General features: G+C 63.3%; 19 protein-coding genes. 1 reads left to right on the top strand and 18 read right to left on the bottom strand.

Annotated elements, in window-relative coordinates; genetic code table 11:
* From H5T60_00350 to H5T60_00310, 9 genes are all read right to left on the bottom strand, one after another.
* A partial coding sequence (locus H5T60_00350; protein MBC7240883.1) for a hypothetical protein occupies positions 1–176 on the bottom strand: 176 nt, incomplete at its 3' end.
* Positions 173–1,600, bottom strand: coding sequence for a UDP-N-acetylmuramoyl-L-alanine--D-glutamate ligase (gene murD / locus H5T60_00345; protein ID MBC7240882.1), 1,428 nt, complete (start codon positions 1,598–1,600; stop codon positions 173–175). The genes murD and H5T60_00350, both read right to left, overlap by 4 nt.
* A gap of 10 nt (positions 1,601–1,610) precedes the next feature.
* Entirely contained in the window at positions 1,611–2,591 is a 981-nt protein-coding gene (locus H5T60_00340; GenBank protein MBC7240881.1) for a phospho-N-acetylmuramoyl-pentapeptide-transferase, read from the bottom strand.
* Positions 2,576–4,030, bottom strand: a complete 1,455-nt coding sequence (locus tag H5T60_00335) for a UDP-N-acetylmuramoyl-tripeptide--D-alanyl-D-alanine ligase (protein MBC7240880.1) — start codon at positions 4,028–4,030, stop codon at positions 2,576–2,578. Before H5T60_00335 ends, H5T60_00340 begins: the two co-directional genes overlap by 16 nt.
* A 3-nt stretch (positions 4,031–4,033) precedes the next feature.
* A complete protein-coding gene (locus H5T60_00330) occupies positions 4,034–5,764 on the bottom strand; it encodes a penicillin-binding protein 2 (GenBank protein ID MBC7240879.1) in 1,731 nt (576 codons plus the stop codon).
* Positions 5,765–5,801: 37 nt separating this feature from the next.
* Complete coding sequence (locus H5T60_00325; GenBank protein ID MBC7240878.1) at positions 5,802–6,230, bottom strand: hypothetical protein; 429 nt, start codon at positions 6,228–6,230, stop codon at positions 5,802–5,804.
* Between the two features lie 21 nt (positions 6,231–6,251).
* Positions 6,252–7,301 carry a 16S rRNA (cytosine(1402)-N(4))-methyltransferase RsmH gene (gene rsmH / locus H5T60_00320; protein MBC7240877.1) on the bottom strand — a complete coding sequence of 350 codons (1,050 nt, stop codon included), beginning with the start codon at positions 7,299–7,301 and terminating at the stop codon, positions 6,252–6,254.
* The gene (gene mraZ / locus H5T60_00315) at positions 7,223–7,666 is read right to left on the bottom strand and encodes a division/cell wall cluster transcriptional repressor MraZ (GenBank protein ID MBC7240876.1); all 444 of its coding nucleotides are present in this window, start codon (positions 7,664–7,666) and stop codon (positions 7,223–7,225) included. The genes rsmH and mraZ overlap by 79 nt, the downstream gene beginning before the upstream one ends.
* A 458-nt stretch (positions 7,667–8,124) precedes the next feature.
* Positions 8,125–9,087, bottom strand: a complete 963-nt coding sequence (locus H5T60_00310) for a lamin tail domain-containing protein (GenBank protein MBC7240875.1) — start codon at positions 9,085–9,087, stop codon at positions 8,125–8,127.
* A 242-nt stretch (positions 9,088–9,329) separates the two neighbouring features.
* Here H5T60_00310 and H5T60_00305 point away from each other — a divergent pair, with 242 nt between their 5' ends.
* A complete protein-coding gene (locus H5T60_00305) occupies positions 9,330–10,199 on the top strand; it encodes a decaprenyl-phosphate phosphoribosyltransferase (protein ID MBC7240874.1) in 870 nt (289 codons plus the stop codon).
* 119 nt (positions 10,200–10,318) lie between these two features.
* Here the strand turns inward: H5T60_00305 and rpsI are convergent, their stop codons facing one another.
* The 9 genes from rpsI to rpmJ all read right to left on the bottom strand — a co-directional run bounded on the left by rpsI (position 10,319) and on the right by rpmJ (position 15,340).
* Positions 10,319–10,711, bottom strand: coding sequence for a 30S ribosomal protein S9 (gene rpsI / locus H5T60_00300; protein ID MBC7240873.1), 393 nt, complete (start codon positions 10,709–10,711; stop codon positions 10,319–10,321).
* A 60-nt stretch (positions 10,712–10,771) separates the two neighbouring features.
* The gene (gene rplM / locus H5T60_00295) at positions 10,772–11,266 is read right to left on the bottom strand and encodes a 50S ribosomal protein L13 (GenBank protein ID MBC7240872.1); all 495 of its coding nucleotides are present in this window, start codon (positions 11,264–11,266) and stop codon (positions 10,772–10,774) included.
* Positions 11,197–11,976 (bottom strand): tRNA pseudouridine(38-40) synthase TruA, encoded by a 780-nt coding sequence (truA, locus tag H5T60_00290; protein MBC7240871.1) that lies wholly within the window; start codon positions 11,974–11,976, stop codon positions 11,197–11,199. The genes rplM and truA overlap by 70 nt, the downstream gene beginning before the upstream one ends.
* Positions 11,977–11,990: 14 nt before the next feature.
* The gene (rplQ, locus tag H5T60_00285) at positions 11,991–12,362 is read right to left on the bottom strand and encodes a 50S ribosomal protein L17 (GenBank protein MBC7240870.1); all 372 of its coding nucleotides are present in this window, start codon (positions 12,360–12,362) and stop codon (positions 11,991–11,993) included.
* Between the two features lie 52 nt (positions 12,363–12,414).
* Positions 12,415–13,455 carry a DNA-directed RNA polymerase subunit alpha gene (locus H5T60_00280; protein MBC7240869.1) on the bottom strand — a complete coding sequence of 347 codons (1,041 nt, stop codon included), beginning with the start codon at positions 13,453–13,455 and terminating at the stop codon, positions 12,415–12,417.
* Positions 13,456–13,544: 89 nt separating this feature from the next.
* A complete protein-coding gene (gene rpsD, locus H5T60_00275) occupies positions 13,545–14,180 on the bottom strand; it encodes a 30S ribosomal protein S4 (protein ID MBC7240868.1) in 636 nt (211 codons plus the stop codon).
* A gap of 54 nt (positions 14,181–14,234) precedes the next feature.
* Positions 14,235–14,627 carry a 30S ribosomal protein S11 gene (gene rpsK, locus H5T60_00270; protein MBC7240867.1) on the bottom strand — a complete coding sequence of 131 codons (393 nt, stop codon included), beginning with the start codon at positions 14,625–14,627 and terminating at the stop codon, positions 14,235–14,237.
* 122 nt (positions 14,628–14,749) lie between these two features.
* Entirely contained in the window at positions 14,750–15,133 is a 384-nt protein-coding gene (gene rpsM, locus H5T60_00265) for a 30S ribosomal protein S13 (GenBank protein ID MBC7240866.1), read from the bottom strand.
* A 93-nt stretch (positions 15,134–15,226) separates the two neighbouring features.
* On the bottom strand, positions 15,227–15,340 hold the full coding sequence (gene rpmJ / locus H5T60_00260; protein MBC7240865.1) for a 50S ribosomal protein L36: 114 nt from the start codon (positions 15,338–15,340) through the stop codon (positions 15,227–15,229).
* Positions 15,341–15,344: the final 4 nt, after the last annotated feature.

Genomic DNA, 15,344 nt, shown 5'->3' with positions numbered 1-15,344 from the left:
GCCACCAGCAGTGCCCAATCTGTGCCGGCAAAATTGCTCAGGTCCAATGCATTGTCCCAGCGCTTGCTCTCCAGCCAGCGCCGCAGGCCGGCCAGGGAACTGCCCCAAGGCCGGCGCTCGACCCGCCCCAGTTCTTCCGCCGGCACGGCAAAGGTGTACGCGGTGCGCTCCTTCATAGCATCTTCACCAATTTGCGGAAGTGTTCGCCCCGTTCCACGAAATCCGTATAGGCATCATAGCTCGTCCCGCCGGGGGAAAGCAGTACCACATCGCCCGGCTCCGCCATCTCGGATGCGATCTGCACCGCCCGCTCCAGCGTCACCGCCGGCCGCACATTTTCCGGGGACAGCCGGCACTGGCCCCCCGATTCCGCCGCCCGCTCAAATGCCCTCTGCAGTGCCCGCTCGATGAGGCCGGCGGCCTCGCCGAACAGGACGACGCCGCGCGCCTTGCGCAGTACCAGGTCCGCCCATTCCTCCCACGACAGATGCTTATCCCGTCCGCCGGCCAACAGGATGATCGGCTCGTCAAACGAGCACAGGGCCGCCATGGAGCGCTCCGGCGAGGTGGCGATAGAATCGTTCACGAACTGCACCCCGTTCCACTCGCGCACCAGCTCCAGACGGTGGGAGACTCCCTGGAAGGAGCGGATGGCCGACCGCATGGCATCTGCCGGCGCGCCGGCCGCGCCGGCGACCGCACAGGCCGCCAGCACGTTCAGCAGATTATGAGCGCCGCGCAGGCGAATATCCGCCAGCTCGCACACCCTCTGGGCCGGCGCGGCGATTTCCAGCAGTACCGCCTCTCGTTCGGCCCATGCGCCTGGGCGCCTCGGCTCCGCCGCGCTGAACCAGATCGCTTGGCCGGCGGAATACCCTTTCCCCAGCCGGCGCGCCGCCGGGTCATCCCAGCCGAACACCGCCGCATCGCCGGCGCCCTGGTGCGCGATGATCTGGCGCTTGGCGTTGATATAGGCCTCCATACTCTCGTGGCGGTCCAGGTGATTGGGCGTGATGTTCAGGATAGCCGCGATATGCGGGCTGGCCCGCAGGTGCTCAAGCTGGAAGCTGGACAGCTCCATCACCACCCGGTCGTGCGGTCCGATCTCGTCCAGATAATTCAACAGCGGTTCGCCGATGTTGCCGCCGACCCAGGTGCGTTCGCCGGCGGTTTTCAGTATCTCCCCGACCAGTGTAGTGGTGGTCGTCTTGCCGCTGGAGCCGGTGATGCCGATGATGGGCGCCGGGCACAGGCTGAAGAACAGCTCCGTCTCACTGCTGAGACGAATGCCGCGCCGTGCCGCCTCGACCAGGAGCGGGATGGTGCGCGGCACACCGGGGCTGACGAAGATGATGTCCGCGTCCAGCACCCAGTCAGGATGTCCACCCAGCGCGTAGCGGATGGGGAACGAGCGAAGCAGGGACAGCGCGCCGGCCAGCGCCTCCGCCGGCTTCATGTCCGTGGCGGTCACCTCTGCCCCGCGCGCCGCCAGGAAGCGCGCCACCGCCGTGCCCTCGCGTGCCAGCCCGACCACGGTCACGCGCACCCCCTGCCACGACATATGCGGTTGGAACGGCCGGCCGCTTTCCGCTTCGGTCATCTCCCGTCCCTCACCACAGCGCCAGCGCCACACCCAACATGCCGGCGAGCACCGAAATCAGCCAAAACCGCTGAGTGATATGCGTCTCGGACCAGCCCAGCAGTTCAAAATGGTGATGGAGCGGCGCCATCTTGAACAGCCGCTTGCCGCCGGTAAGCTTGAAATAGGCCACCTGCAGGATATCGGACATGGCCTCCGCCACGAAGACGATGCCGATGATCGGCAGTAACAGCCACTGCCCCGTCATCAGCGCCACCACCGCCAGCGTCGCTCCCAGCGCCAGCGCTCCCACATCCCCCATAAACATCTGCGCCGGATAGGCGTTGAACCACAGGAACGCCATGATCGCGCCGGTGACGGTGAAGCAGAACGCGGACAGCCATGTCTGTCCCTGCAGATTGGCGATCACGCCGTAAGCGACGAAGGCGACCGCCGCGGTACTGCCGGCCAGCCCATCCAGCCCATCCGTCAGGTTGACGGCGTTGGAAAACCCGACGATGAGCAGGGTCGCCACGGGGATGTACCACAGCCCCATGTCGATCTTCTGCGGCACCCTCGGCAGGGCCACGCTGTGAATATCCAACAGGAAATAGAACACCAGCGCCGTAGGCACCGCGATCACGAACTGCCACAGGAACTTGGTGCGGGCCATCAGGCCCTGGCCCTTTCTCCCCCGCACGCCGGCCAGGTCGTCCACAAACCCCAGCGCCCCAAAGGCCAGCATCACAAAAATGGGCACCAGGATGGAACGCCCGATCAGCGTCCGACCAAAGAGATTGGCGATGTTCAGCGCCACCGTGATGAGCACCACCGGCACGATGATCATCAGGCCGCCCATGGTGGGGGTACCCATCTTCACCTGATGCGAACTCGGTCCGTCAATGCGGATCTGCTTGCCGATCGAATATTTGCGCAGTAGCGCCAGCAGTGGATTGCCCCATATCACCGCCAGCAGAAACGCCACTGTTCCCAGGGTCAGCGCGTAGGCCATGCCGGCCTCCCCAACGCGGCCACAATCTCTTCCATCTTCATCCCTCGCGAACCTTTGACCAGGATAATATCCCCTGGCTGGATAATCGTGCGGAGAAGTTCCACTGCCTCTTGATTCGTATCCACAGAATAGACATCCGCCGCCGGCATGCCGGCTTTCAGCGCCTCCTCGGCGATCAGCCGGGCGCGCCGGCCCACGGTGATGAGCTTGGCCGCCACATCCCGGGCACGCAGTCCCACTTTGCGGTGCCCCACTTCCTCATAATCCCCCAGCTCCAGCATATCCCCCAGCACGGCGATGCGCCGGCCGTCCAGCTCAGCCAGCAGGCTCAGCGCCGCCAGCGAGGACGCGGGGCTGGCATTATACGTGTCGTCCAGGATGGTGGAATCGTGGATGCCAGGCGTTGCCACCAGCCGGATATGGGCGGAGGTATCCTGCAGGCCGGCGACAATCTCTTCCCACGATTCCCCCTCAATGAGGCCCACCGCCGTGGCGGCCAGCGCGGTGTGGACGCTGTGCCGGCCCAGCAGGGGCACGCGGAGATGCAGGGTCTCGCCGCGATAATGCAGGCGGAAGAGGATGCCCTCCAGCCCCCGGCTCTCGATATCGCTCGCCCACACGTCGGCGCTGGGGTCCAGCCCGTAGTAGAACACGCGGGCCGGCGTATGCTCCGCCATGGCGCAGACCAGCGGGTCATCCTTGTTCAGCACGGCGAACCCATCCGCCGGCAGAGACTCCACCAGCTCCCGTTTCGCCTGCGCAATGCGCTCGATGCTCCCCAGCCGCTCCAGATGGGTTGGGCCGACATTGGTCACCACCCCAATCACCGGGCGCGCAATCTCGGCGAGTTGGCGGATCTCCCCCAGGGCATACATGCCCATTTCCAGCACAACCCGCTCATAGGTGTCGTTCAAGCGCAGAAGCGTCAGCGGCAGGCCGATTTCGTTGTTGTAATTCCCCTCACTGCGCAGGGTGCGGAACCGCCGGCGCAGTACCGACCAGACCATCTCCTTGGTCGTGGACTTCCCCACACTGCCGGTGATGCCCACCACGCGCACGTCGAACTGGGACCGCCAGTACGCCGCCAGCCGCTGGAGACCCGCCAGCGTGTTGTCCACCAGCAGACAGCAAGGCAAGGATAGTTCGGCAACCTCCGCCGGCACCCGTAAATCCACCACCGGCGCCTCGACTTCCACCGCATGGTCAATCAGGGCCATGACCGCCCCTTTGGCAAAAGCATCGCCGACATAGCGGTGCCCATCATCCCGCTCGCCCTTCAGCGCCACGAACAGCGAGCCGACCCCGGCCAGGCGCGAATCGATGACCACGCCGGCAACCGACTGGTCCTTCAGACGCGCCGAATCGGGGAGCATGCCCCCCAATCCCTTGATCACATCCGATATCATCAACGCTCGTGTCACATCCTCACCTCGACCCATCCCTCACGGCGTCCCGCCTCCTGGCGGTATACCGAATATCTGCACCAGTTGGCTGGCGACCCGGCTGAATACCGGGCCGGCCACCCGCGCGCCCAGTGTCTCACCCTTCGGTTCGTCAATCTTCACCAGGATGGCAAGCTGGGGGTTCTCCGCCGGCAGGTATCCCACGAAGCTGGCGATCACCCGATCCGCGGCGTAGCCTCCCCCTTCCGGTATCTGCGCCGTGCCGCTCTTGCCGGCCACCCGATAGCCCGGCACCGCCGCCTGCGGCACACCCTGCTCCACCGCTTTGACCAGCATGTCGGTCAGCGTCCGGGCTACCGCCGGCTGGATGACCTGTCGCACGGCATACGACTGTATCTCCATCACCCGCCCCTGATAGATGATGCCTTTCGCCACATGCGGATGCATCAGCACACCGTCGTTCGCCACCGCGCTGATCGCCGTGAGCATCTGTAGCGGCGTGACGGCGATACCCTGGCCGAAAGAGTTGGTCCCCAGGTCCGACTCGTGGAACTTCGGCGTGCCGTACCAGTGGACATCGCCGGCGACCTCCTGCGCCAGATCCACCTCGGTTCGCTCCCCAAAGCCGAACAGCCGCACGTACTCGTAGAAATCTTTGGGACCCAGGCGCATGCTGACAAAGGTGGAGCCAAGGTTCAGGGAATGTACCAGCACGTCCTGCATGTCGACGAGGCCGTACGGTGCCTTTCCCATATTGCAGATCGGCTCGCCGCCCAGTTCGATACAGCCGCTGTCGATATATGTGGTTTGGGGGGTGATGACGCCGGCATTCAGGCCGGCGGCCAGGGTCACGACCTTGAAGACCGAGCCTGGCTCATACTGGCGGGAGATGGCTGGATCCACCCAGACCTCAGGAGAGACTTCCGTATAGCGCGCCGGCGCATAGGCCGGATAGCTGGCCGATGCCAGGATCTCCCCGTTCCGGGGATTCATCACCAGGACCGTACCACCCACTGCGCCGGCGCTCGCAATCGCAGAGCGCAGTTCCTGTTCCACCAGATATTGCGCGGCACGGTCAATGGTCAGGATAATATCACACACGGGCTCCGGCGAGGCGTTCTGCACAAAGCGCCAGCCCAGGTCCGCCAGGTATGTATCCGTCGGTTCCAGCTTCGGGATATCCTCCCCCTTCAAATAGCGCTCATATGCCTTTTCCACGCCATAATACGCCTTTCCCTCCGCATTTACAAATCCCAGCAGGTGACCTGCCAGGGAGCCTTCGGGGTAGACGCGGAAAGGAACCGGGGTCAAGGTGACGCGGTAGCGGTGCAATTCTTCCGCCTTCAGCTTCTGATACAGTTCGACGCCGGCCGGATAGCCCAGGTTCCCGAGATACACGTACTCCCGGTCGCCTCGCAGTATCTCGCGGAGCTTGTCCTCCCCCCACTCGGGGAAATACGGGGAGATGATCTCAGCCAGTGCATCTACCTCGCTGTTCCGCACGGCGGAGGGAGATGCGCCCACCTGCCAGCGGTACTCGATGCCGGCGAGCAGGGCACCATCGCGATCCAGGATGTTCCCGCGCACATCCGGCGCCGAGCCGTGCACGACGGCCTCCGGCTTCCAGCGGCGGGCATCCTCTCCCCCAGCGAAGACCACCCGCAGGGACTGGAACCCCAGCACCATACAGAGCAGGATCGCCAGAAGCGAAAGAAATCCCTCCACAAGCCACAGTTTGTGCCGGGCCTGTCGGTCAAATTCATCGCCCATGGTCATCAGCCTCCCTGGAGGCCGCGGCTCCGCCCGCTCAACGGGCCTGCGCCAGACTTTCGCTCGTCATCAGCGGCCCTACGACCAGGATGTCCACCCGGTCTTCCGGCTGAAGCCTGAGGGCCTGGGCATAGCGGAACACCTGCTCCATGGAGGTCTGCTGTGCCACCTGGAACTGCAGATAGCGGATGTCGCGCACCTGGGCTTTCTGCATCTCTTGCAGAATGCCCATGGATTGATGCGCTTCCTCGATGACAGCGGCCTGTTCCAGGTACAGCCAGCCGGCGGCGGACAGCAACAGGACGATCAGCACCAGGCCCAGGGCAGTGCGGGGCCGCAGGCGCGCGCCCGTCCGCACCGCAGAGGGACTGCGCCAGAACGGCCGGCTCACCAGCGCGATGGGGGACTGCCAGGACAGCGAATCAGCGAAAGACCTCTGCCACATGGAGCGTACAGATGTGCGCATTTCCCCCTCCATATGAGATGTTCACACCGTACTGCGCCCGCTCGGAGAACGCAGGGCACCATCAGGTGGCAATCGGCGCGCCGCCCGCAGTTTCGCACTGCGCGCCCGAGGATTGGCCGCCACCTCCGCCGGCGTCGGCACGACCGGCTTACGGTACATCAATTCCAGCCGGGGCACATGTCCACACGTGCAGATCGGGGCCTCCGGCGGACAGATGCACGCTGACGCTTCTCTTTGCATGAACTGCTTGACAATACGGTCCTCCAGGGAATGGAAGGTGATGACCACCAGCACACCCCCCGGCGCCAGCAAATCAGGCAGTTGCTCGAGCGTGCGCTGGAGCACCCCCAGCTCGTCGTTGACCCGGATGCGCAGGGCCTGGAACGTGCGCGTGGCCGGATGGATCTTTTCCCGCCGGCCTACCGTCCGCTCGATCAATTCCGCCAGCTCGCGGGTGCGCGTGATCGGCCGATGCGCCACGATGGCTCGTGCGATCCGCCGCGCATACCGCTCTTCACCGTATTCCCACAGCAAATCCGCCAGCTCCCGCTCGCTCAATGAGTTCACCAGGTCGGCGGCGGTGATGCCGCCCGATGGGTCATAGCGCATGTCCAGCGGGCCATCCACCATGAACGAGAAGCCGCGCGCCGGGTCCTCGACCTGCGCGCTGGACCATCCCAGGTCCAACAGGATGCCATCCACCGGTGCAAATTGATAGGCATAGGCAATCGAAGCCACATGTACAAAATTGCTATGTACCAGAATGACCCGTTCGCGCCAGGGGGCGAGGTTCTGGCCGGCAACCGCTATTGCCTGTGGGTCTGCATCCAATCCCAGTAACCGCCCGTCTGGAGAGGAATGCTCCAGAATTGCTCGGGCGTGACCGCCTTGTCCTACCGTGCAGTCAATATAACGGCCGCCTGACCGGGGGGCGAGCGCCTGGATGACCTCGGCGCATAATACCGGTACATGAGAGGCGGGGACTATTGGACTTAGAGCCTCCCCAGGCTGGATATCCTCTCGATCAGCCCTTCGGGGTCCTGCTCCATCAGCGCTTCCTGTTCCTCCCATCGCTGTGCGCTCCAGATCTCCACCCGTGAATTCAGCCCCACCACCACGACTTCGGATTTGGGTTCGATGCCGGCATATTGGGAGAGATGGTCGGGGAGGCGGATCCTCCCCTGCTGGTCGGGCAAATCATCGGATGCGCTGGAGAAGAAAAAGCGGCTGGCCAGCCGGCCGTCCTTGGTGGACATCTTCACGTCTTCCTCGAAGTTCGCGGCAAGCTGAGCCCATTTCTCCTGCGTGAAGACCCACAGACAGCGGTCCGGCCCACGGGTCACCACCGCTCCGTTGCGGAACTCCTCCCGGAAACGGGCCGGCAGTGCCACCCGCATTTTCTCGTCGACGCGATGCCGGTACTGGCCGAGGAACATGAGCGCCTTTCTTTCCCACCAGCTTGGACGTCGGGGAACCTTGCTCCCCACTTTTCCCCATTTTCCCTTTCACCTTCCCCATTATACACCATTTTCCCGTTCTGCGCCACAATTTTTGCGGCCAAAAACCTTAAAATTTCGCGCCTCCCTGAGAAAGCTTGCAGCCATCGGTCGGGTGGGGAACCGATGGCTGCTCGCCGTGGATGGGATGGGAAATGGTGGGACTTCAGATGAAAGCCTATCAAGCTGTTAAGGCGCTCTTTCCCCCAGGCTGTGCAACCGCGTGAACTTGCGTCCGCCTCCCGTACTGCTGTGCCCGACCCTTCGTTATCGTCAACTGTATTATAATGCAGGCGTACACGAAAATCCAGAGGTTTTTCCCTTTATCCGGGACATTTAACATAAAAACCGCCTGCCGCATACGCTGTGGCAGGCGGTAACAAGGTGGGTGGAACGGGCTAATAGGCCAGCCGGCTCACCTCGTTGCCGGCAGCATCGTACAGCACCGCGGTATCCCCTCTATTATGCCAGATATATTTGCGCGTCCAGCGGAGATGCACAGGTGGATTGCTGGTTGCCATCAATCCGCTGTGCACGTACACCGCCCCGCCCGGAGGGAGGACATAGCCGGCAGGGAAGGTATACCACTGGTTGCCTTTGACGCTGAGGAGCCGCCAGCCGGTCATATCCTGCAGCGCAGTGCCGTCATTCACGATTTTGACATACTCATCCCACGACCAGTATTTCAGCTCGGCAAGCACGAGGTGCGAGCGCGGCTCCGGGGTGGGCGTGGGAGTGGGAACGGGGGTTGCGGTGGCCTGGGGCGGCGGCGTGGACGGAGGAAGCGTCCCCGCCGGCCCGCTGGGCCGGCCGCGCACCGTCACCTGAATGCTCCCCTGCCAGCTCCCAGCCTCCCCCACCAGACTGTTGAAGGTCACTCGCAACAGCTCCACGCCGTCCAACCAGGCATCGAGTTCCGCGCCGCCCATGGCATCCGGGCCGGTATATGCCGGCTGACCGCTGGAAGACTGCTGGCCGCGAAACACATGGGAGGATCCACCGGAAAGCACCGTGACCAGATGGTCATCCGGCGGAACGCCTTCCAGAGAGATCTCGCCGGAGATCAGCTCCGAGAACGACTTCCCCAGATTGCACTCCACCATCAGGGTGCCGGCGCCCGAAAATGAGACCGGCGCTGAGCAGGTCGCCGTCTCGACGACCGGCGTAGGACTGGCTGCCGGTGTCCCCGATGGGGTTGGCTGGACCACCAGCGCGTGGGAAGAACGGCGGAGCACATCCCCCACGCTGGTCCCTGTGGCCGCCAGCACCCCGACCACCACCAACGCCAGGGTACCAAGGAGAACAGCATACTCCACCAGGCCCTGGCCGGCCCCCTGCCTATCCCTTCCCCCCGCCATCATGTCGCACCTCCGCGCGGGTCATCCATACTTGCGCTTCAACACCGCCAATATACATGCAAACACATATTTTTGTCAATCATCCTTTCATCCTATCCGCCCTGCGGTCTCATACCGCATTCCCCTTCGGTCCCAACACTCCAGCCGGCACACTTTGACGAATCGCACATCCTCGGATATCATGGAGGCCGTGCTGGCCCCGCCGTGGGGCCGGCGGAATCTCTTGCACATCGGAGAGCTGGTTCATGCTCATCGGTCTGCTCAAAACCATGCGTCCCAAACAGTGGACGAAAAACGTCTTTGTCTTCGCCGCGCTCATCTTCGACAAGAAACTGTTCCACCCGGTCTGGTTCTCCCGCACGCTGGCCGCCTTTCTCCTCTTCTGCTTGATCTCCGGCACCGTGTACCTGATCAACGATGTCGTGGACCTGGAAAAGGACCGCCGGCATCCCGAAAAGCGCAAGCGGCCCCTGCCGTCCGGCCAGCTCTCCCCTCAGACCGCCATCGCGGCGGCGGTCGTCTTTGGCGCGGCCGGCATCGGGCTGAGCTTTCTGCTGGACCTGCGCTTCGGCGTCATCGCCCTGCTGTACCTGGCCAGCATGGTGCTCTACTCGTTCGTGCTCAAGCACCTGGTCATCATTGACATCATGACCATCGCCGCCGGCTTTGTCCTGCGGGTCGCCGCCGGCGTGGTCGTCATCCCGGTCGAGCGCTTCTCCCCATGGCTCTACGTCTGCACCACCCTGCTGGCGCTGTTTATGGCCGCCAGCAAACGCCGGCATGAGCTGGTGCTCCTGGCCGAGTCGGCCAACAATCACCGCCGCATCCTGGACGAGTACAACATCGAGTTCCTGGACGATATCATCGCCCTGGTGACCTCAACCACGGTCATCGCGTACTCGTTGTACACCTTCTCGGCGCCCAACCTGCCGGCCAATCACGCCATGATGCTCACTATCCCCTTCGTCCTCTACGGCCTATTCCGCTACCTGTACCTTGTGCGGGTCAAAGGCCTGGGCGGGGCGCCGGAGGATCTCCTGCTGAAGGATATCCCCCTTCTGCTGGACGTCGTCGGCTTTGGCCTGGCGGCCGTGCTGATCCTCTATATTTTCTAAGGGTCACGCCGGCCGGGCGGCCGGCGTCCTGCTATATGGCGCGCAAAGCAGGGATGCGGACCGCATCCCTGCTTTGTTCGTTGCTGTACGGAGTGACCGAATTTGGCCGGCCGCAGGCCTTAGCGCTTGGTGTACTGTGGGGCCTTGCGGGCGCGCTTGAGACCGGGCTTTTTGCGCTCTTTCTCGCGCGGATCGCGGGTCAGGAAGCCGCCCTGCCGCAGGATGGGCCGCAGTTCCGGGTTCACCTGCAGGAGCGCCCGTGCCAGGCCGTGGGCGACCGCGCCGGCCTGCCCGCTCACACCGCCGCCTTCGACCTTGATGGATACGCCGAAGGCATGGCGCATGTGCACCGCCTCCAGCGGGGCCAGGGCGATCTTCTGATCGCGCAGGCGCGGGAAGTACTCCTCGAAGGGGCGATCGTTGACGATGACCTCCCCATCGCCGGGATAGAGGCGCACGCGCGCGGTGGCGGTTTTCCGCCGGCCTATCCCCTCAAAATATCTGCCGCTCAAATCAATGACCATGCTTTCCTCCACGTCTCTCGTTCACCAGGGATTGCCATCGCCCGAATGTCACAGTTCCAGTGGCTTGGGCTGTTGGGCCTGATGCGGATGTTCCGGCGAAGCGTAGACTTTCAGTTTCTTGAACATCTTGCGGCCCAGCCGGTTCTTCGGCAGCATGCCCCGCACCGCGGCCTGCAGGACCCGCTCCGGGTGTGTCTGCAACTGCCGGCGCAGGGTGACCGATTTCAGCCCTCCGGGATACCCGGAATGCCAGTAATACATCTTCTGGTCCAGCTTGCGGCCAGTGACGCGGATCTTGTCCGCGTTAATGACGATGACGTAATCCCCGCAGTCCATGTGCGGCGTGTAATAGGGTTTGTGCTTGCCGCGCAGGATCTTGGCGATTTCCGTGGCGAGCCGGCCCAGCGTCTTGCCGGCGGCATCCACCACGTACCACTCGCGTTGGATGTCTTTCTCTTTCAGCGTATAGGTTCTCACTTCATCCTGACTCCTTCGAAGTGTTCTGGCGCGTATCCATCGGCATACCGCACGGCCATCAGACATAGCCCCTGTGCGGGCGCCGGCGGGCTGGTCTGCGAGCGGTCTCGCGACGCAAAGCGCCGCGCAAACTCCTCCCCGCTCATATTCCCCAGCCCCACCTGCAGGGCCGTGCCAACGATACAGCGCACCATCGTTCGCAAAAACCCGTTGGCCTCGATATCCATCCACACCAGGGAGCCCTCGCGGTGCCACTCGATGCGGTAGACCTGGCGCACCGTGGACTCCCCCTGCGTGGGCGTGCCGAAGGTGGCAAAATCGTGCGCGCCCACCAGCAAACGGGTTGCTTCCGCCATCGCCTGCACGTCCAGCGCCTGCGGGACATGCCAGGCATAGCGACAGCGGAGCGGCGAGCGAATCGGCTCGTTCCAGATTTGGTAACGATACAGCCGGCTCAGCGCATCATAGCGCGGGTGAAACCCCGCCGGCGCCTCATCCAGCCGCCGCACCGCGATATCCTCCGGCAGAAGGGCGTTCATCCCCTGGTGCAGTTCCTGGAGCGGGTGGGACCAGTTCGTATCGAACGCGATCACCTGCCCCAGGGCGTGCACGCCGGCGTCGGTGCGGCCGGCGGCCAAAATCCGCACATCCTCTTGTGTTAACCGCCGTAAAACGGACTCAATCTCTCCTTGAACCGTCAGCGCATTCGCCTGGCGCTGGAATCCCGCGTACCGTGTGCCGTCATACTCCACGATGGCCCGCAATCGGAGCGCCATCGCCTGCCTCGACCTTATTCGACCAGCTCCAGCAGGACCATCTCAGCGCCGTCGCCCTGCCGGCGGCCCAGCTTCAGGACACGCGTGTAGCCGCCCGGCCGCTCCAGGTAGCGCGGCGCAATCTCCTCAAACACCTTCTTCACCACCTGCGGGTCATTCAGGCGGGCCGCCACCAGCCGGCGGGCGTGGAGCGCATAGCTCTCATCCTTCAGGCCCTTCTTGGCGATGGTGATCAGCTTCTCCGCCGAGGGGCGGATGGCTTCCGCCTTCGCCTCGGTGGTGCGGATCTTGCCATGCCGGAGCAGTTCCGTCGTCAGGTTGCGGAACAGCGCTTGTCTATGTCCAGTCGAACGACTCAGCTTTTTTCCTGCGACTCGATGCCTCATTGGTCATTCCCCCCATGACGTCATAAATCCACGCCAGACCTGATGGACAGGCCTACTCCAGCTCCTCGTCCTCGATATAGTCCTCGTCCTCTTCCAGCTCTTCCTCTTCTTCTTCTGACGCGGCCCGAGCAGAGGCCGAGGGCGTATACTCGATATAGGACAGGAACCCCTTGGACTGCAAAATGGTGAGCAGTTCGCTGAGCGACTTCCGCCCAAAGTTGCGGATAGCCAGCAGTTCATCCTCGCCCTGCTCCAGCATGTGCAGGATTTCCCCAACGGTGGAGATGCCGGCGCGCTTCAGGCAGTTGAACGCCCGCACCGACAACCCCAGGTCCTCGATGGGCATGCGCGCCACCTTGCTGGGGATGCGCTCCTTCTTCTCTTCCGGCTCGGACACGCTCACCGGTACTTCCTGAAGGCGCGCGATGCGGGAGAACTGCTCCACCAGGATGCGCGCGCTTTCAATCAGGGCCGCCTCTGGCGTGATGGTGCCGTCGGTCCAGATTTCCATGACCAGGCGGTCATAGTTGGTCATCTGTCCGACGCGGGTGCGGGAGACCTGGAAATTCGCCTTGCGCACCGGGCTGAAGATGGCATCCACCGGGATCTCCCCGATGGGCAGTTTGCCTCGCTCTTCCGCCGGCGAATACCCCCGCCCCCGGCTGACCACCATCTCGATATCCAGATTGACTTCGTTGGAATCCGCCGTCAGCAAATGCAGTTCCGGATTCACCACCTCCACCTGGGAAGGGCACTGCAGGTCCGCCGCAGTCACCTCCCCCTCCTGCGTGACGCTCAGGTAAATCCGGTACGATTCATCGGTATCCGAGTGAATCTTGAAACGCAGTTGCTTCACGTTCAAGATGAACGCGGTCATATCCTCTTTCACGTGAGGGATGGTCGCGAACTCGTGCGGCACATCGCTCACGCGAATGGAAGTCACTGCAGCCCCGGGTAAAGACGAGAGCAGGACGCGGCGCAGGGCGTTTCCCAGCGTGATCCCATAGCCGCTCTCCAATGGGCTGATGACAAAGCGCCCATACTGCTGAGAGCTCGCTTCACACTCGATTTGGGGCAAAACTTGCGTTAACAAAGAACTATCCTCCTTATGCACAGCTCATGCTTGCAGGCGGGTGGGGCCGGCCGGCGCACTGCCGGCGCTGTCCCACCACCTATCAAGGCTTAACGGCTGTAGTACTCCACAATGAGCTGTTCGTTGAGACGCACGTCGATCTGCTCGCGCCGCGGCACCTCGAGCACCTTGGCCGCTGCCCGCTGGGGGTCCAGCGACAGCCATTCGGGCGGCTGGTGCTTCATCAGGTGATCCATGCGCTCGCGGAAGTAGGTCAGCCGGCGCGCACGCTCCGTGATGGAAACCACATCCCCGGGCTTCACCAGCGCCGATGGGATGTTGGTCTTCCGCCCGTTCAGCGTGACATGTCCGTGCAGGACAAGCTGGCGCGCCTGGGCGCGCGAATCCGCCAGCCCCATGCGGAAGACGACGTTATCCAGCCGCGACTCCAGCAGGGCCAGCAGGTTTGCACCCGTCAGGCCCGGCATGCGCTCAGCCTCTTCGAAGTAGCGCCGGAACTGCCGTTCCAGCACGCCGTAGATGCGGCGGGCGCGCTGCTTCTCGCGAAGCTGGAGGGCGAAGTCCGATTCCTTCCGGCGCCAACGCCGGTTGGGGCCGTGCTGGCCGGCCGGATAGCTCCGCCGTTCAAAGGCGCATTTCGACGTATAGCACCGTTCGCCTTTCAAGTATAACTTCTGACCTTCTCGGCGACACAGCTTGCAGACTGGTCCCGTATACCTAGCCATTTTGCCTCCTGCTTGTCAACAAATCCCCTGCCGATAACAGAATATGCGGAATCATTACACGCGCCGCTTCTTCGGCGGCCGACAGCCGTTGTGCGGGATGGGCGTCACATCGGTGATGGAGCGCACCCGCAGGCCGGCGCTCTGGATGGAGCGGATGGCCGCCTCGCGCCCGGGGCCCGGGCCTTTGACAAAGACGTCCACCTCCTGCATGCCCATATCCTGGGCCAGCTTGGCCGCCTCCACCGCCGCCTGCTGGGCGGCAAAGGGCGTGCTCTTGCGAGAGCCCTTGAAGCCCACGGAGCCGGCGCTCTTCCAGCCCAACACGTTCCCCTTCGGGTCCGTGATGGTCACGATCGTATTGTTGAATGATGCCTGGATATGCACCTGCCCGACGGGCACAATCCGCTTTTCTCGGCGAGCCGTCTTTTTTCGCCTGACTGGTGACATTGTTCCTCCTGCGTCAAACCGCTGTTCTGCTGAACATCCAGATGGTGATGCTTACCAACCTTTCACGCCGCGCGGCCAGGGCCGCACCGGCATGCCCAGGGCCCGCGGGGAGCCCACAGTGATTACTTCTTGGCCCGCGACCGCTTGCGGCCGGCGACCGTCTTGCGCGGACCGCGCTTCGTGCGCGCATTGGTGCGGGTGCGCTGACCGCGCACGGGCAGGTTGCGCCGATGCCGCAGTCCACGATAACAGCCGATTTCCATCAGCCGCTTGATGTTCATGGACACTTCGCGGCGCAGGTCACCCTCCACCTTATATTCCCGGTCGATGATCTCGCGGATGCGGCCGATCTCCGCCTCCGTCAAGTCCTTCACCCGGGTGTCCGGATTGACGTTCGCCTTCTGCAAAATCTTGTTGCTGGAGGTTCGCCCGATGCCGTAGATGTAGGTCAGGGCAATCTCCACCCGCTTATCTCGAGGTAAGTCTACCCCAGCAATACGTGCCATTCCTTTTTTCCTCCACTAACTGGCCATTGACAAGATTAAGGTACGCTCCCCGCAGGAAGCCGGCCGAAACCTCTTCCGTCTCCCCTGGCCAACTTATCCCTGGCGCTGTTTGTGTTTCGGGTTGGTGCAGATCACCCGCACGATACCCCGCCGGCGGATGATCTTGCAGTTGGCACAGCGTCTCTTGACTGATGGTCGCACTTTCATCGTC

It is taken from the genome of Anaerolineae bacterium (assembly GCA_014360855.1).
In the GTDB taxonomy this organism is placed as follows: Bacteria; Chloroflexota; Anaerolineae; order JACIWP01; family JACIWP01; genus JACIWP01.
Note: the sequence above shows the minus strand (reverse complement) of the source record. Positions and strands in the feature narration are given on the sequence as shown.

What these genes read in the sequence shown, in the direction of transcription:
- murD (MBC7240882.1), bottom strand. Translation starts at nt 1,600, where the DNA reads ATGACCGAAGCGGAAAGCGGCCGGCCGTTCCAACCGCATATGTCGTGG.
- H5T60_00340 (MBC7240881.1), bottom strand. Translation starts at nt 2,591, where the DNA reads ATGGCCTACGCGCTGACCCTGGGAACAGTGGCGTTTCTGCTGGCGGTG.
- H5T60_00335 (MBC7240880.1), bottom strand. Translation starts at nt 4,030, where the DNA reads ATGGGTCGAGGTGAGGATGTGACACGAGCGTTGATGATATCGGATGTG.
- H5T60_00330 (MBC7240879.1), bottom strand. Translation starts at nt 5,764, where the DNA reads ATGGGCGATGAATTTGACCGACAGGCCCGGCACAAACTGTGGCTTGTG.
- H5T60_00325 (MBC7240878.1), bottom strand. Translation starts at nt 6,230, where the DNA reads ATGCGCACATCTGTACGCTCCATGTGGCAGAGGTCTTTCGCTGATTCG.
- rsmH (MBC7240877.1), bottom strand. Translation starts at nt 7,301, where the DNA reads ATGGGAGGAACAGGAAGCGCTGATGGAGCAGGACCCCGAAGGGCTGAT.
- mraZ (MBC7240876.1), bottom strand. Translation starts at nt 7,666, where the DNA reads ATGTTCCTCGGCCAGTACCGGCATCGCGTCGACGAGAAAATGCGGGTG.
- H5T60_00310 (MBC7240875.1), bottom strand. Translation starts at nt 9,087, where the DNA reads ATGATGGCGGGGGGAAGGGATAGGCAGGGGGCCGGCCAGGGCCTGGTG.
- H5T60_00305 (MBC7240874.1), top strand. Translation starts at nt 9,330, where the DNA reads ATGCTCATCGGTCTGCTCAAAACCATGCGTCCCAAACAGTGGACGAAA.
- rplM (MBC7240872.1), bottom strand. Translation starts at nt 11,266, where the DNA reads ATGTCTGATGGCCGTGCGGTATGCCGATGGATACGCGCCAGAACACTT.
- truA (MBC7240871.1), bottom strand. Translation starts at nt 11,976, where the DNA reads ATGGCGCTCCGATTGCGGGCCATCGTGGAGTATGACGGCACACGGTAC.
- rplQ (MBC7240870.1), bottom strand. Translation starts at nt 12,362, where the DNA reads ATGAGGCATCGAGTCGCAGGAAAAAAGCTGAGTCGTTCGACTGGACAT.
- rpsD (MBC7240868.1), bottom strand. Translation starts at nt 14,180, where the DNA reads ATGGCTAGGTATACGGGACCAGTCTGCAAGCTGTGTCGCCGAGAAGGT.
- rpsK (MBC7240867.1), bottom strand. Translation starts at nt 14,627, where the DNA reads ATGTCACCAGTCAGGCGAAAAAAGACGGCTCGCCGAGAAAAGCGGATT.
- rpsM (MBC7240866.1), bottom strand. Translation starts at nt 15,133, where the DNA reads ATGGCACGTATTGCTGGGGTAGACTTACCTCGAGATAAGCGGGTGGAG.
- rpmJ (MBC7240865.1), bottom strand. Translation starts at nt 15,340, where the DNA reads ATGAAAGTGCGACCATCAGTCAAGAGACGCTGTGCCAACTGCAAGATC.